Source organism: Fictibacillus fluitans (assembly GCF_030418125.1).
Taxonomy (GTDB): domain Bacteria; phylum Bacillota; class Bacilli; order Bacillales; family Fictibacillaceae; genus Fictibacillus_C; species Fictibacillus_C fluitans.
In genome coordinates, this window is record NZ_JAUHTR010000013.1 from 1 (window position 1) to 13274 (window position 13274).

General features: G+C 43.0%; 15 protein-coding genes and 1 pseudogene. 7 read left to right on the forward strand and 9 right to left on the reverse strand.

The features are described 5' to 3' along the window. Positions 1–72 precede the first annotated feature (72 nt). From QYB97_RS19150 to QYB97_RS19160, 3 genes and pseudogenes are all read right to left on the reverse strand, one after another. Positions 73–222: a hypothetical protein gene (locus tag QYB97_RS19150; RefSeq protein WP_301167630.1), complete on the reverse strand. Its 150-nt coding sequence runs from the start codon at positions 220–222 to the stop codon at positions 73–75. 184 nt (positions 223–406) lie between these two features. Then, entirely contained in the window at positions 407–1336 is a 930-nt protein-coding gene (gene murB / locus QYB97_RS19155) for a UDP-N-acetylmuramate dehydrogenase (RefSeq protein ID WP_301167631.1), read from the reverse strand. A gap of 17 nt (positions 1337–1353) precedes the next feature. Continuing rightward, a pseudogene (locus tag QYB97_RS19160) lies at positions 1354–2233 on the reverse strand (pirin family protein). Between the two features lie 153 nt (positions 2234–2386). Between QYB97_RS19160 and QYB97_RS19165 the strand changes: the two are divergent. Together QYB97_RS19165 and QYB97_RS19170 are read left to right on the forward strand one after the other, a co-directional pair. Continuing rightward, positions 2387–2809 carry an RDD family protein gene (locus tag QYB97_RS19165; RefSeq protein WP_301167632.1) on the forward strand — a complete coding sequence of 141 codons (423 nt, stop codon included), beginning with the start codon at positions 2387–2389 and terminating at the stop codon, positions 2807–2809. Positions 2810–2879: 70 nt separating this feature from the next. Then, positions 2880–3548 carry a haloacid dehalogenase type II gene (locus QYB97_RS19170; RefSeq protein ID WP_301167633.1) on the forward strand — a complete coding sequence of 223 codons (669 nt, stop codon included), beginning with the start codon at positions 2880–2882 and terminating at the stop codon, positions 3546–3548. Positions 3549–3714: 166 nt separating this feature from the next. On the opposite strand, the gene QYB97_RS19175 is transcribed toward QYB97_RS19170, so the two are convergent. The 3 genes from QYB97_RS19175 to QYB97_RS19185 all read right to left on the reverse strand — a co-directional run bounded on the left by QYB97_RS19175 (position 3715) and on the right by QYB97_RS19185 (position 5594). Beyond that, a complete protein-coding gene (locus QYB97_RS19175; protein WP_301167634.1) occupies positions 3715–4002 on the reverse strand; it encodes a hypothetical protein in 288 nt (95 codons plus the stop codon). Between the two features lie 250 nt (positions 4003–4252). Further along, the gene (locus QYB97_RS19180) at positions 4253–4912 is read right to left on the reverse strand and encodes a 3-oxoacid CoA-transferase subunit B (protein WP_301167635.1); all 660 of its coding nucleotides are present in this window, start codon (positions 4910–4912) and stop codon (positions 4253–4255) included. After that, a complete protein-coding gene (locus QYB97_RS19185; RefSeq protein WP_301167636.1) occupies positions 4905–5594 on the reverse strand; it encodes a CoA transferase subunit A in 690 nt (229 codons plus the stop codon). Before QYB97_RS19185 ends, QYB97_RS19180 begins: the two co-directional genes overlap by 8 nt. Positions 5595–6122: 528 nt before the next feature. Between QYB97_RS19185 and QYB97_RS19190 the strand changes: the two genes are divergently transcribed. Further along, complete coding sequence (locus tag QYB97_RS19190; protein ID WP_301167637.1) at positions 6123–6449, forward strand: ArsR/SmtB family transcription factor; 327 nt, start codon at positions 6123–6125, stop codon at positions 6447–6449. A 46-nt stretch (positions 6450–6495) separates the two neighbouring features. Next, positions 6496–7014, forward strand: coding sequence for an SRPBCC domain-containing protein (locus QYB97_RS19195; protein WP_301167638.1), 519 nt, complete (start codon positions 6496–6498; stop codon positions 7012–7014). Between the two features lie 58 nt (positions 7015–7072). Here QYB97_RS19195 and QYB97_RS19200 read toward each other — a convergent pair whose 3' ends face one another. Further along, positions 7073–8764, reverse strand: coding sequence for an alpha-glucosidase (locus QYB97_RS19200; protein ID WP_425589827.1), 1692 nt, complete (start codon positions 8762–8764; stop codon positions 7073–7075). A gap of 190 nt (positions 8765–8954) precedes the next feature. Here QYB97_RS19200 and QYB97_RS19205 point away from each other — a divergent pair, with 190 nt between their 5' ends. From QYB97_RS19205 to QYB97_RS19215, 3 genes are read left to right on the forward strand one after another with little or no spacing between them, the layout of a single operon-like run. After that, positions 8955–9134, forward strand: a complete 180-nt coding sequence (locus tag QYB97_RS19205) for a hypothetical protein (protein ID WP_301167640.1) — start codon at positions 8955–8957, stop codon at positions 9132–9134. A 58-nt stretch (positions 9135–9192) separates the two neighbouring features. Continuing rightward, positions 9193–9471 carry a hypothetical protein gene (locus QYB97_RS19210; RefSeq protein ID WP_301167641.1) on the forward strand — a complete coding sequence of 93 codons (279 nt, stop codon included), beginning with the start codon at positions 9193–9195 and terminating at the stop codon, positions 9469–9471. Positions 9472–9487: 16 nt separating this feature from the next. Beyond that, positions 9488–9808: a hypothetical protein gene (locus QYB97_RS19215; RefSeq protein WP_301167642.1), complete on the forward strand. Its 321-nt coding sequence runs from the start codon at positions 9488–9490 to the stop codon at positions 9806–9808. On the opposite strand, the gene QYB97_RS19220 is transcribed toward QYB97_RS19215, so the two are convergent. Together QYB97_RS19220 and QYB97_RS19225 are read right to left on the reverse strand one after the other, a co-directional pair. Beyond that, on the reverse strand, positions 9768–11351 hold the full coding sequence (locus QYB97_RS19220) for a response regulator (protein ID WP_301167643.1): 1584 nt from the start codon (positions 11349–11351) through the stop codon (positions 9768–9770). The two genes, QYB97_RS19215 and QYB97_RS19220, sit on opposite strands and share 41 nt — an antisense overlap. Then, positions 11348–13186 (reverse strand): cache domain-containing sensor histidine kinase, encoded by a 1839-nt coding sequence (locus tag QYB97_RS19225; RefSeq protein ID WP_301167644.1) that lies wholly within the window; start codon positions 13184–13186, stop codon positions 11348–11350. The genes QYB97_RS19220 and QYB97_RS19225 overlap by 4 nt, the downstream gene beginning before the upstream one ends. Between the last annotated feature and the right edge of the window lie 88 nt (positions 13187–13274).

The following is a 13274-nucleotide window of genomic DNA, read 5'->3' on the forward strand; positions in this document are numbered from 1 at the left end:
CCTTATTTTTGATCCTAAAAGAAATACCAAACCCTTTTTATAATCTATATATCTTGGTTAATTTTAATGCCACTAGTTCTGGATTGGTTCGGGATTCAGCTGTTGGTATAAAGTGATGATTTCGTGCACGTCAGCCACATGAACAAACGTAACTGAACTACGTTGAATCTCCTGCACTTTTCGGGAAATCTCCTGTTTGATTGCTTCCTTGTCTTTAACCATACTAACTCCCCCTTTACAGAATGTTGATCTTCTTAACTATATATTTCGTCATGCAGAGCCAAATTCCTTTTTTATAAGACGAAATAATTTTTGTATTTACATTTATCACCAAAATTAAAAAGAAAACCCATACGAATGATATCTTCATAAGGGTTTTTAGCATTTTTTAGTGAGTAAGGTAGAATCACGAAACTTCCTGATCCTCCCTGCCCCTGATAATCACTTCAGTTTCCAGGTCAACACCGTATCTTTGTTTGACCGTCTTTTGTATGATTCTGATTAAGTCGGTGTAGTCTTTTGAGGTTGCTCCGCCGACATTTACGATAAAACCCGCATGCTTGGTGGAAATCTGCGCACCGCCAATCCTCATGCCCTGGAGGCCGCAATCCTGAATCAGCTTGCCTGTATAATATCCCTCCGGCCGCTTGAATACACTTCCGCATGACGGATATTCAAGGGGCTGCTTGCTTTCTCTGAGATAGGTGAAGTGATCCATTTTATCTTTAATCTCTTTATAGATTCCCGGCTCAAGTCTAAATTCCGCTTCCAGCACAATGTAATCACCGGTTGCGATAAGACTTTTTCTGTAACCCATGTTCAGCTCATCCTTGGTCAAGGTCAGCAAATCGCCTTCGTTATTCATAACAAGCGCCCGGAGCAAAACATCAGAAACTTGTCCGCCATATGCTCCGGCATTCATATATAAAGCCCCTCCAATGGTTCCGGGAATTCCGCAGGCAAATTCCAGCCCGGATAGCTTCATTTCAAGCGCTTTACGCGAAACATCAATGAGTCCCGCTCCTGCCTGGGCATAAATAGAATGATGAAGAATATTGATCTCATTCATATGCTCCAAATTGATGGTCAATCCCATCAGGCCATTGTCTTTAATAATGAGGTTGGATCCATTTCCCATCACTGTTACAGGTGTATGATATTCTTTCGCAATCTCCAGTACGGCTTTAAGCTGCCCGATGGTAGTGGGAGTCACAAAGATATCTGCCTCCCCGCCCAGTTTGGTATACGTATGTTTCTTGATCGGTTCAAAAAAGATACGATCCTCTGGCGGCAGCACTTCCTGCATTCTCGCTTTGATTTTGGAATATTGTCTCATGCTGTTTTTTCCTCCTGTTAAATGGCAGGCGGTCCAAACTTGCCATCCCGAAAATCTCTGTATGCCTGTTTGATTTCTTCCATACTATTCATCACAAATGGTCCGTACGGAACCACTTCTTAGTTAATTGGCGCTCCTGAATAAATAAGCAGCTTTGTACGGCGGCTGTGGGATTTTATCTTTAGTTCACTGTTATTCTTTTCATTTCCCTCTTTAGCAAAAGTTAACGTGGCAACACCATGTTTTTTTAACGAAACTCCTGAGTTACCAAGCTCCGCATCTCCTGACAAAACATAAACAAAGGCATTGTGGTTTTCCGGCAAGGTGTAGATATAATCTGCTCCTTCATCCAAAGAGATTTCTGCCAAAGTAATGGGAACCAGCGAATTCAGCGGACCTTTTACTCCTGCCGTTTCACCCGACAACACCTTAACACGTCCCCCTTCAATGGAAACAGTCGGTACCTCTTCGGCATAAACGTTCTGGTAAGAGGTTTCGGTGTGTTTTAACGTTTTGGGCAGGTTCAGCCATAATTGAAGGGTATGAGCAATATCATCGTCTACTCCTTCCTCAGCATGGCGAGCCGCCCAGCCGGCGTTCATGTATTGCACATCACCGGGCTCAAGAATATCCCGTCCTCCTGCATTATCAATGTGTTCGAGCCTTCCGTCGATGACATACGTGATCGTTTGGAATCCTCGATGTGAATGGTCAGAGAACGTTCCCCCTCTTAAACCAATCCTCTGCCATTAAAATAAACGGATCAAAGTCATACCAGCGGCCCGGCGGCAGCACCCATCCTTTTTGTATTGCCGGAAAGTGGACCTCTTCATATTTCACATACCAATGGTCTTTTACATCCCGTTGAAAAACCTGTGTTGAAGCTGGGACTGACATAGGTATCATCCTCTCGATATAATCATAAACTAATTAAAAAATAGCTACTTACTAAAATCGATTTAACAGCATTGAAAAGGTTATTTTTCCTTATAAAGGGAATGTGTGTAAATAATTATCTGAATAACCATCTATTTTTCGAAAAGAGGGTGTATGATGCAGAATGATGGAAGAAGGGCCGGTTTTGGTATGAGGGCAATATGCTTTGCTATGGATACATTAGGTCTCTCACTTTTGCTTGCTTTGATTGACCGTTATATCTTGGTTACCTCAAACACCAGGGAATATCCAATGATATTAACCATCCTTTCTATACTGTATTTCTTTCTGCTTCCAGTATTGTGGAAAGGGTATACCATTTCTAAATACTTTGGAAGTATACGGATTGCAAAAGTAAACGAAGAACCTTTAACGGCTTATCATTTGTTCATGCGGGAAGTGATCGGACGTTTTCTTTTGGGCTTTACTACCTTTGGAATCTCGAACCTGATCAGCGCCTTTATGGTCATGTTCCGGGAGGATAAACGAGCGATTCATGACTTTATTGCAGGAACCTTCGTGGTGAAGGTGAAGTGATTCCTTTTTAAAATCGATTAGTTGGGGAACAGCATAAGAAAGAGACAAGCACGAGCAGGAGGAAAAATAAATGGGTTCAATTAAAGCGTTTGTATTTGACGTATACGGCACGTTGTTTGACGTTCATTCGGTAAAAGAAAAATGCGAGGAATTATTTCCGGAAAAAGGAGTGCAGATCAGCCAGAACTGGAGGACGAAGCAGATCGAATATTCTAACCTGAGGCAGCTTATGGGCAATTACGAAACCTTCTCTGTCATTACCCGGGATGCCTTGCGCTATGCAATTAAGAAGAATCAAGGAGAATGCAGCGAACAAAGAGAAAAGGAATTAATGGATGCGTATTTGAGACTCACTCATTATCCTGAAACGGAAAGCGTCCTGTCACAGTTAAGCGATAAAACGCTTGCCATCTTTTCGAACGGTTCCCACGATATGCTCGATCCTTTAGTTCATCAGTCTGGTCTTACCCGCCTCTTTGATTTTGTGATCAGCATTGACGAGGTGAAGCAGTACAAGCCTACCCCTGCCTCTTATTATCATGTGTTAAAAACGCTGAACGTGAAGCGGGACGAGGTGCTGTTCATGTCGTCCAACGGCTGGGACATCTCTGGGGCCAAAAATTTCGGATTTCATACCGCCTGGATCAACCGGAATGACCTGCCTGTGGAAGAACTGAACCTTATTCCAGATGCCATATATTCAAACTTGAATGGGATACTGGAGTGGAATTCCCGATAGAAGTTGTTTTGTGGGGCGGACAGTAAATATTTGAAAGCCGCCAGTAAATCTTCAAAACTGGACAGTAAATATTCAATTTCGGCCAGTAAGTTATCAAAACTGGCCAGTAAATGGTCTCCGGAGGTGATTATGCAGAGATCCAAGCATAGAAACAGCCTAAAATGAGCTAGTTTTCGAGTCTGTTATTCTGATTTACTTCTTTTTCGGTAAAAAAGCTCGCAATAAAAAGCAGAATGGCGCCAATCAGCAATAAGAAGTGACTTAGCAGCAGGCTTGCCGTTCCATCCAGTCCCTTCCACTCTCCTACGATTGGAACAAGCAAGGGATACATAAATACGGCATACAGCATAAGAAGAATGCTGACGATCGTTCTTCTTAGCCTTTTGCGTATAGTGAAGCCGGTTGCCAGACTAATTAAGATAATCGAATAAAAGATGAAAAGTACTACAATCAATTTCCTTCTCCCCCTTCCAATTACTATCTTACATTAAATATCACTCATCTTTCCTTTTTATCACAATATTTCTAACGATTAGGTAAAGGCATAAAAAAACCGCTCTCTAGAAATCCTCTAGAGAGCGGTTTTGTCTATTTCTGCATACGTCAATCTGTGTATTTTCAATGAGTGCATGTAAGTCCTAATCCCCCTGCAATACATAAGGTGCATATCGCTCGCCTGTTCAATGATAACAACATTATTTACTTTAGATCCCCTCTTCCAAATGATCTTGCTTCAGGCTCACGGAAAATACCGCTTCTGTTTTTTCTCTCACCTCGTCAAGGGTGGCACCCGGCATGAGTTCAACTAGCTCAAGCTGTTTTTCCTTTACTTCAAAAACGGCCAATTCCGTAATGATCATATCCACAATTCTTGTAGAGGTGATGGGGAAAGTACACTCTTTTAACAGCTTGCTGCTGCCATCCTTCGCCGTATGCGTCGTGGTGATGATCACCTTCTTGGCTCCCACGAGAAGGTCCATGGCACCGCCGACTCCCATGATATTTTTTCCGGGAACCGCCCAGTTTGCGATCTTACCCGTTTGATCCATCTGCAGCACACCGAGTATGGCAACGTCCACATGCCCGCCGCGAATCATGCCAAACGATTCCGCACTGTTAAAGAAAGAAGCACCGAGGGTTTCACCGACTGGCAGCTTGCCGGCATTCACCAGGTTTGGATCCTGATGTTCTTCGTCAACATCGGTCACGCCGAGCAGTCCGTTCTCGGTGTGAAAGTAGACCTGTTGATCATCAATGTACTTTGCAACAAGAGTTGGAATCCCAATCCCGAGATTTACCACGCACGGTCCATTGAGCTCCTTTGCGGCCCGACTTGCGATCGATTCCTGTATTTCGTTAGCCATGAGTGACAACCCCCTCGTTCGTGAGAATCTTGGTTGCCAAAAGAATGCCATCAACAAAGAGATGCGGCGTTACAATTTCCTCCGGCGACAGTTCTCCCGGTTCCACGATCTTATCGACTTCTGCAATGACTACGTCTGCAGCGGTGGCCATGACCGGATTGAAATTCCTGGCCGTTTTGTAATAAACGAGATTACCAAGGGTATCGGCTTTCCATGCTCTGATCAGTGCAACGTTGGCCCGGATTGCCGGTTCGAAAATATACAATTCACCATTAATTTCCCGTTCTTCCTTGTTTTTGGCCAGTTCAGTTCCGACTCCCGTTTTCGTGTAATATCCTCCGATTCCGGCTCCCCCGGCCCGGATCGATTCGGACAGCGTCCCCTGGGGAAGCAGTTCCAGTTTAATTTCCCCTCTCCGATAGGCATCCCCGACATCCCGGTTGCTTGTAAAATAAGAACCGATTCCTTTTTTGATCTTTTTCTGTCCCAGCAAAATCCCAAGACCCTTGCCCTTTTCGCCGAGATTATTGCTGATGATGGTTAAATCCTTTACATCCTTTTCTGTGAGTGCATCAATCAATGTTAATGGAGCACCAATCAGCCCAAACCCGCCGACCATGATCGTATCACCTGTCCTAACGGATTTAAGGGCTGCCGTTCCATTCTCCAGTAATTTTGACATAGTAATCATCCTTTGATTTGGTTTTTTGAATGGTTGCCAACAACAAAAAAGGCCGCCTTAAACATTGCTATCCAAATGAAAGGCAGCAAGTGTTCAAGACAGCCGGGGTTCACTAGTTTTGTATTAAAAAAGGGCATTTTTTAATCGCTAATGAATAGGCAATCCATGTTTAATTATCTTTATACTACAACGTAATTTTGAAGATTACAACAATTCGGCTGTGCATTTTGCATTCTACTTTTCAGCTAATCTTGTTTGAATCCTCTTAATAAGCATATCCGATACCACTAATGTTCCTGCGCCAATCAGTGCCCCCATGTATCAAGGGATCCGGTCAGCCATGTACAAACCGTAGCGGTAATCGCTGCCGAACTGATTAATCGCAACAATCACTATCCCACTCCCTGAATTTTTCTATCTGCTCCTTCAATATAAATTAAATTCGAAATATTTTCTGAATTATTTAAAATATTCCTTTACAAGAATATTCGTTTTAAGGTATATTGAAATTGAAAGGAGAAACCTGATATGAGCGCGAACATCCATGTTACCTTATCTGCACTTGCCGAGCCTAAGCGCCTCCAGATTGTTGAACTATTGCGGGAAGGACCCCTGACAGTAGGGGAGATCGCAGAAAAACTGGAGCTTCTCCAGCCTCAGACATCCAAACATCTTGGTGTTTTAAATAAAGCTGGCCTTGTTGAGGCAGAAGCTCAAGCAAACAAGCGGATTTACAAGCTTTGCCAGCAGCCATTCAAGGATCTGGATGGGTGGCTTGCCTCCTTCGGGCATATATGGGAGCAGCGTTATGACCGTTTGGATGAGTATTTGCGAAAGCTTCAAGGAAAAGACTGACCGAATTACTAAAAGCAGTGACTAACCATTTAGGAGGAAAATGATCATGTCCAATTCTTTAAAAACGAGCACTGAAGGACGTGTATTAATTGTAGAGAGAGTCTTTGACGCTCCAAGAACTCTTGTGTTTCAAGCCTTTTCCGATCCCGGACACCTGGCGAACTGGTGGGGGCCTAAAGGCTGGCAGACGGAAATACGGGAATTTGATTTTAAGCCTGGTGGAGTGTGGTATTACTGCATGAAATGCACGGACAAAAATCAGGGAGAGTTTTACGGACAGGAATCCTGCGGTAAAGCTTTTTACGAGGAGATTTCAGCTCCTGAAAGGCTCGTTTACAAAGACACCTTTGTGGACAGCAGCGGCAATCCCATGGAAAACATGCCTGAGCTTCTGATTACGATGGAGTTTGTTGAGCAGGGTGACCAAACGAACGTCATTACCCGCACCACCTTCGCAACGGAAGAAGCACTGCAGCAGGTCAAAGAGATGGGCATCATTGAGGGTGTTACCTCCCAATACGAACGGTTGGATGATTTTTTGGAAAAGACACTGGTTGATCAATAAAAGGAAAAATAAGAGGCCGATCACCTTATATGGGTTCACGGCCTCTTATTATATACTTTTAGTTTAAGAGATAAACTCTCGTTTCAAACGGCTGAAGGGTAACCTGCTTAGGAAGCTCGGTGTCTGCCCCAGCGTAATTATTCAGCACCAATTCCGATGAATCAAATGTGAGATCTTTCGGAACTTCAAATTCCGCAGGCAGGTTACTGAAATTGTTGATGACGATGGCACCCTTCTCATCAAGTGTCCGAGTATAAACAAACAGTTCAGGATGATCCTTCAGCAGCAATTCATAAATGCCGTATACCCAGATGGGATTGTCTTTGCGCATCCTGATCAATTTTTTGTAAAAGCTTAAAATGGAATCCGGGTTGTTCCATTGTTCTTCTACATTAATTTCTTTGTAATTCGGATTAACACCGAGCCACGTTTGATCACCGGTTGTAAAGCCTCCCATATGTTCAGCATTCCACTGCATCGGGGTGCGTGAATTATCACGGCCGGTTTTCCAGATAATGTTCATAATCTCATCATGTGAACGGCCCTTCGCCGTTTCAATGCGGTAATAGTTGACCATCCCTACATCATTATAGTCTTCGATTGAAGGAAACTGGACGTTTGTCATCCCAATTTCCTGCCCCTGATAAATGAATGGTGTTCCTTTCATCAGGAAGTAAAGAGATGCCAGCATCTTGGCACTTTCCGCCCAATATTTCTCATCATTCCCCCATGTGGAAACGCGGCGCGGCTGGTCATGGTTCTCAATGAAGAGAGCATTCCATCCTCTGCCCTCAAGCCCTGTTTGCCACTTGCTCAGCACCTTCTTCAGCCCAACGACATCAACGCCCTCTTCCGCATCTTTATCCCAAAGGTCCAGAAACTCGAACTGAAAAATCATATTAAAATGGCCATTCTCTTCGCCTACCCATTTTTCAGCTTCTTCAATTTTGACACCATTGGCTTCACCGACTGTCATGACGTCGTATTGCTTGAACGTCTTTTGTGAAAGCTCAGTCAGCCACTCATCAATGCCTTCTACATTCATCATATATGGAAAACAAGAAACACACTCCAGCTCATCAGGATTATCCATATCCGGAAATCCCGCTTCTTTTTTGATATGTGAGATAGCATCTACGCGGAAACCGTCGATCCCCTTTTCAAGCCACCAATTGACCATGTCATAAAGCGCATCTTTAACCTCCGGATTCTCCCAGTTCAAATCAGGCTGACGCTCGGAGAAAATGTGCATGAAATATTGGTCGGTCTGCTCATCGTATTTCCATGCTGGCCCGCTGAAAATGGACTCCCAGTTGTTTGGCGCTTTTCCATTTTGTCCGTCACGCCAGATGTACCAGTCCCGCTTTGGATTATCAATGGATGAACGCGATTCAATGAACCATGGATGCTCATCACTCGTATGATTAATCACCAGGTCAAGGATCAGCTTCATACCCCGCTTATGCACTTCACCCAGCAATTCATCAAAATCGGCCAGTGTGCCGAACTCACTCATAATGTCCTGATAATCCGAAATATCATAGCCGTTATCATCGTTTGGTGATTTAAACATCGGGCATAGCCAGATGACGTCAATCCCCAATTCCTTTAAGTAATCAAGCTTTGATGTTACCCCTTTCAAGTCCCCGATTCCGTCGCCGTTGCTGTCCATAAAGCTGCGGGGATACACTTGATAGACGACACTTTCTTTCCACCATATTTTGTTCATGTCAAACCTCCAACTTTTCATCAAAAACTTTTACCTGTCCATTTTACATTTTAGAGCATCAAGAGCGTAATGAAACGGCTTACATTGACGGATAAGGTGGAAAATATTGAACCCTGTTGCCCCTGGCAGCTGGCCATAAATTCCAATTGAATTATCCAGTAATTCCTTTTATAATAAACTTACAAAATATTCTAATAAAGGGGTTTATTAGATGAGTGTGACCGAACGCTCGGTGAACCATCCATTTTTTTACAATGGAAGTGGTAAATTTACTGCTGATGCGAATAAAACCAGCAGCACACAGCTAGTCACTGGTGCGGCAAGGAAATGTATTGGAGCCAACCCTTATTTCACCCGGACTGAAAACAAAGAGACGAGCACGCAACAATGAAGGCCTTTCATTGGGAAAGGTCTTTTTAATGAGCAAACATCCCTTAAAGGAGATAACGATGAATTTCACGAATACATTAACAGCAGGCTTAATGGCAGGTTTAATAGGAATCATATTGTTGTTTAACAGTACGACTTTTGGTGATTCACTGGCAGCTGACTGGTTAACAGATCAAGGTGGAAGTAATCCGGATCATTTAAATATCATTTTGAAAAGCTACATCAACATTTTCATTATTTTAGGAAGTCTGCTGTTTGCCTTCGGTCTTTTCTTCATCAGCTTTTCATTTATTAAGTTTGGCAGGCAACAATCGGCAGATCAAAAGAATATGGAATGAAGGGAGCTGAGAAACAATGAAAAACTATTTCTCAACCGCTATTTTTGTATTAAACATTGCGCTGGCCATTGGGGCAGTATGGACCAACTCCACAACCTGGGTATATGCCTTGATGGCAGCATGGGCCATTGATAATCCTCATACGAGGGATATAAGCCGTCAAACAACAAAACAAGTGGGACATGCTCGGGTCAGTCTTATTAATCGGTGTTTTCATTTTTACGGTCAAAAACTTTTTAATGAGCTGAATGCAAAAGAAGAAGGGCTTCCCCCCTCTTCTTTTTTGTACGCAGTGCTTATTTTACTGAATATTGATCACGGAATTCGTTCGGGGTAATTCCCTCCACCTTTTTGAAAACCTTACGGAAATATTTATCATCCTGGTAGCCGATCATGCCTGCAATTTCATAGATTTTCAGGTCGCTGTTTTTTAACAGGGATTTGGCTTTGTTCATGCGGATTTTCACCAAATAATCCGAGATGTTGACCTTAAGATCCTGCTTGAATTTTCTCGAAATATATTCCCTGCTGATGTAAAAATGGTCCGAGATCTCCTGGAGTTTTACATCCCTGTCAAAATTGGATTGCAAATACTTTTCAATCTCATGAATGATGTTGCCCTTTTGTTGCGAAGCTTTCTTCACTTTTTTCAGAAAGACGGAAATTTCACGGCGGATTCTCTTCTTGTATTCCGGCAAATCAAATGTGCCATCTGCTTTAAAATAGGGATCGATCCGTTTTTCAATGGTTTCGCTTGAGCGGACTGGAATATTATAATGCTTGAACCATGTACTGCTGATCACCTGATATTCGTTTTCAAAATGAAGCAATTGCTTCAAGGATAAATATCCCTTCTCCGTAAAATCGTTTGTCACATCTTCAATGAGTTCGTCAAACGCTTCAACCTTTCCAGCCTTCATGGATCCTTCAATGCCGGAACTATAGGATATCAAGCTTTTCAGTGAACTGCCCTGAATCGCATCCTGCCCGTAAATCCGCTTTTCCTTGAACTCCAGCAGATTGATGGAGAGCAGCACCTGCTTGGCATGCTGATACGATTGCAGCAGTCCGGCGGTACCGGTAACCGCTTCACCAATGGCGATCGGACAGGACCTCTTCAACACCTTCTTCAGTGTCTGATGAATTTCCGCCAAACGGTCCTCAATCTGGTCAAGTTTGTTCCAGAAAATCAGTACAATTTCGCCCTTGCTTGAGAGGTAGCGGAAGCCGATTCCGCAATCGCACTCCATGAGAATTTCGTTAATCACATTTAAAATCGTAAAGTAAGCGAGATCGCGGTCGCCTTGAAACGATTCAATCGTTTTGCCGTCCAGACGCATAAGAGCAACCCTATAGGTTTGGGACAACTGAAAGCCAAGCTCTTTGTACAGCTCATCCTTGATGCTGTCACTGCTTACAAGCTGGGTAAGCTTCCGGTCACGGAAAACGGGTTTCATTTCATTGATCATCTGGTAGCTGCTTTCCTTGCTTTTGCGGTCTGCCTCTTCTTGCTTCCATTCTTCTACTGCATTTTCCAACGTCTGATTCAATATTTCCGGATCAATCGGTTTAAGCAGATAGTCATAACTCCCAAAATTAATCGCTTTTCTCATATAGTGATAATCATCATAACCGGTTACCACAATCGTTTTGCTTTTCGGCTGATTCGCCTTAATCCATTCGAGAAGCTGCGTTCCATCCATCTTCGGCATTTTCATATCGGAAAAGATAATCTCCGGCCGATGCTCCTGAATCAAATGGATGGCTTCCTCTCCATTTTCCGCTTCATAAAATTCATCGATACCATTTTCTTCCCAGGCACCAAGCAGCCGGATTCCATCCCGGACGTGTTTTTCATCATCAATAATCAAGACTTTCATGCTTGCTTCACCTCTTTTGGCATAACCCTGGAGATTTCAATGGTCACTGTAAAGCCTCCTGAATCCCCGCTTTCTACTGACATTGCTGCCTCATTGTTGTAATAAATCTGAAGCCGGTCGTAAATATTTTTTAGTCCGATCGCTTCATTGCGTTCCTCTTCTGGTGGATTTCCATCAAAAAGTGCCTGTTTCAGATCCTTTAATTGCTGGGTATCAATACCCTTTCCGTTATCGCTCACTGCCAGAACAATCGTTTCTTCATCTCTGGCATGCGCCTTAATCGTGATGGATGCTTGCTCAACCTGCTGGTCAAAGCCATGTTTGAAGCTGTTCTCCACAATAGGCTGTAAAATCATTTTCGGAACCATGACCTGTTCGATTTCCTTTTCAACCTGAAGGTCAAATTCAAACTTGTCCTCAAAGCGCTGCTTTTGCAGCACCAAATAAGATTTAACATGCCTTAGCTCCAGGCTTAATGGAACAATATCTTCCTTCATGTTCATGCTGTACCTCATGATATTGGATAAGGAGGTTAACAGCGAATAGACAGGTGCGGCATTGGATTTAAGGGCAAGTGTACCAATGGATTGCAGCGCATTGTATAGAAAATGAGGGTTGATCTGGGAACGAAGCACCCTGAGCTGGGACGATTTATTTTCAATTTCCAGTTTGTATTCCCTGTCAATGAGCTGATTAATTTTCGTAATCATCGATTTAAAGTTCCGGCCAAGCACACCGATTTCATCATTACCCAGCGATTCAAAATCAGCTTCAAGCTCCCCGTCCTCAACCCTCTTCATGTTGTTGCTTAACACTTTTATCGGCGCGGTCAGTTTAAATGAAACAAATAACGTCGCCAAAAGAACGATGATTAATGTAACGATTCCGATAACAATATTCATAAGTGCCGTTTCTCTTGCGCTCTGATAAAGAACAGCGTAAGGAATTCTTTTTACAATATACCAATCTTTGTACGGCGCCGAAAAACGATCGTACACAATTTTTCCCGAAAATTTATGATCCTGCCATTCCAGGCTTTTGCTGCCGTTATCACTGCTCTTCACCTGGTCGAACCATTGTTCCTTATTTTTGTGCCCAATCAGATTTTCATTGGAGGAGTAAACAATATTTCCGTGATCATCCATGATATACAGATCCTCAACACCTTTTGTATACAGCCGGTTGGATAGGGAACTGATCTTAGACAGGTTAATATCAATTGACAGGAAGCCCAAGAATTTATCAGAAGGAACATCACGGATAACATTGTGAAAGCTGACCACTTTCTTATTTTCAGACTCCGGAATATCTGACAGGTGATTATAAGGATAAATCCTGTGCGGCGGCTCAATGATAGAAAACTTGCTGCTCTTTTTCAATTCCGCATAATACGGATGTGAAAAAATGTTCTCATACTTCCCTCTTCCGCTGATGGAAGAATGAAAATTGGTGTACGAATCTTTTTCTTTATCGATATACAGATGCATCTGTTCAATTTCCGGACGAGTGTTAAACAAATAGGCAAGCAGCCTGCGGACTTCTTCCTGATTGTTGTTAAAGTCAGCCGAAACCCCGCCCCTCATTACATTCATAAAAGGAGTATACCGGTATAAAACCGTCCCCATGTCTGCGACCTCATCAAAGTAGGCAGCCAGGTCCTCTTCTCCTTTTTCAATTAAATCATGATTCGTGGAAACAAAGCGTTCATTTAACGCCTGTGTGGTTTGATAATATGTGACGGCAATCGAGGTTCCAAACGGAAGCACGGTTGCTGCTAGCAATAAGATAATAAGTTTCTCTCGGATCCCCCACTGCATACCAATTTGGTCAGCCATAATCCGGCTAACCTTCCTCCCTTTAATGATAGTGCTTACAGATTTTTCTTTATTGTAGCATAATCTCTCATTTTCTGATTCAAAATCC

What these genes read in the sequence shown, in the direction of transcription:
- murB (WP_301167631.1), bottom strand. Translation starts at nt 1,336, where the DNA reads ATGAGACAATATTCCAAAATCAAAGCGAGAATGCAGGAAGTGCTGCCG.
- QYB97_RS19190 (WP_301167637.1), top strand. Translation starts at nt 6,123, where the DNA reads ATGAGCGCGAACATCCATGTTACCTTATCTGCACTTGCCGAGCCTAAG.
- QYB97_RS19195 (WP_301167638.1), top strand. Translation starts at nt 6,496, where the DNA reads ATGTCCAATTCTTTAAAAACGAGCACTGAAGGACGTGTATTAATTGTA.
- QYB97_RS19210 (WP_301167641.1), top strand. Translation starts at nt 9,193, where the DNA reads ATGAATTTCACGAATACATTAACAGCAGGCTTAATGGCAGGTTTAATA.
- QYB97_RS19150 (WP_301167630.1), bottom strand. Translation starts at nt 222, where the DNA reads ATGGTTAAAGACAAGGAAGCAATCAAACAGGAGATTTCCCGAAAAGTG.
- QYB97_RS19215 (WP_301167642.1), top strand. Translation starts at nt 9,488, where the DNA reads ATGAAAAACTATTTCTCAACCGCTATTTTTGTATTAAACATTGCGCTG.
- QYB97_RS19170 (WP_301167633.1), top strand. Translation starts at nt 2,880, where the DNA reads ATGGGTTCAATTAAAGCGTTTGTATTTGACGTATACGGCACGTTGTTT.
- QYB97_RS19220 (WP_301167643.1), bottom strand. Translation starts at nt 11,351, where the DNA reads ATGAAAGTCTTGATTATTGATGATGAAAAACACGTCCGGGATGGAATC.
- QYB97_RS19200 (WP_425589827.1), bottom strand. Translation starts at nt 8,764, where the DNA reads ATGAAAAGTTGGAGGTTTGACATGAACAAAATATGGTGGAAAGAAAGT.
- QYB97_RS19205 (WP_301167640.1), top strand. Translation starts at nt 8,955, where the DNA reads ATGAGTGTGACCGAACGCTCGGTGAACCATCCATTTTTTTACAATGGA.
- QYB97_RS19180 (WP_301167635.1), bottom strand. Translation starts at nt 4,912, where the DNA reads ATGGCTAACGAAATACAGGAATCGATCGCAAGTCGGGCCGCAAAGGAG.
- QYB97_RS19185 (WP_301167636.1), bottom strand. Translation starts at nt 5,594, where the DNA reads ATGTCAAAATTACTGGAGAATGGAACGGCAGCCCTTAAATCCGTTAGG.
- QYB97_RS19225 (WP_301167644.1), bottom strand. Translation starts at nt 13,186, where the DNA reads ATGGCTGACCAAATTGGTATGCAGTGGGGGATCCGAGAGAAACTTATT.
- QYB97_RS19165 (WP_301167632.1), top strand. Translation starts at nt 2,387, where the DNA reads ATGATGCAGAATGATGGAAGAAGGGCCGGTTTTGGTATGAGGGCAATA.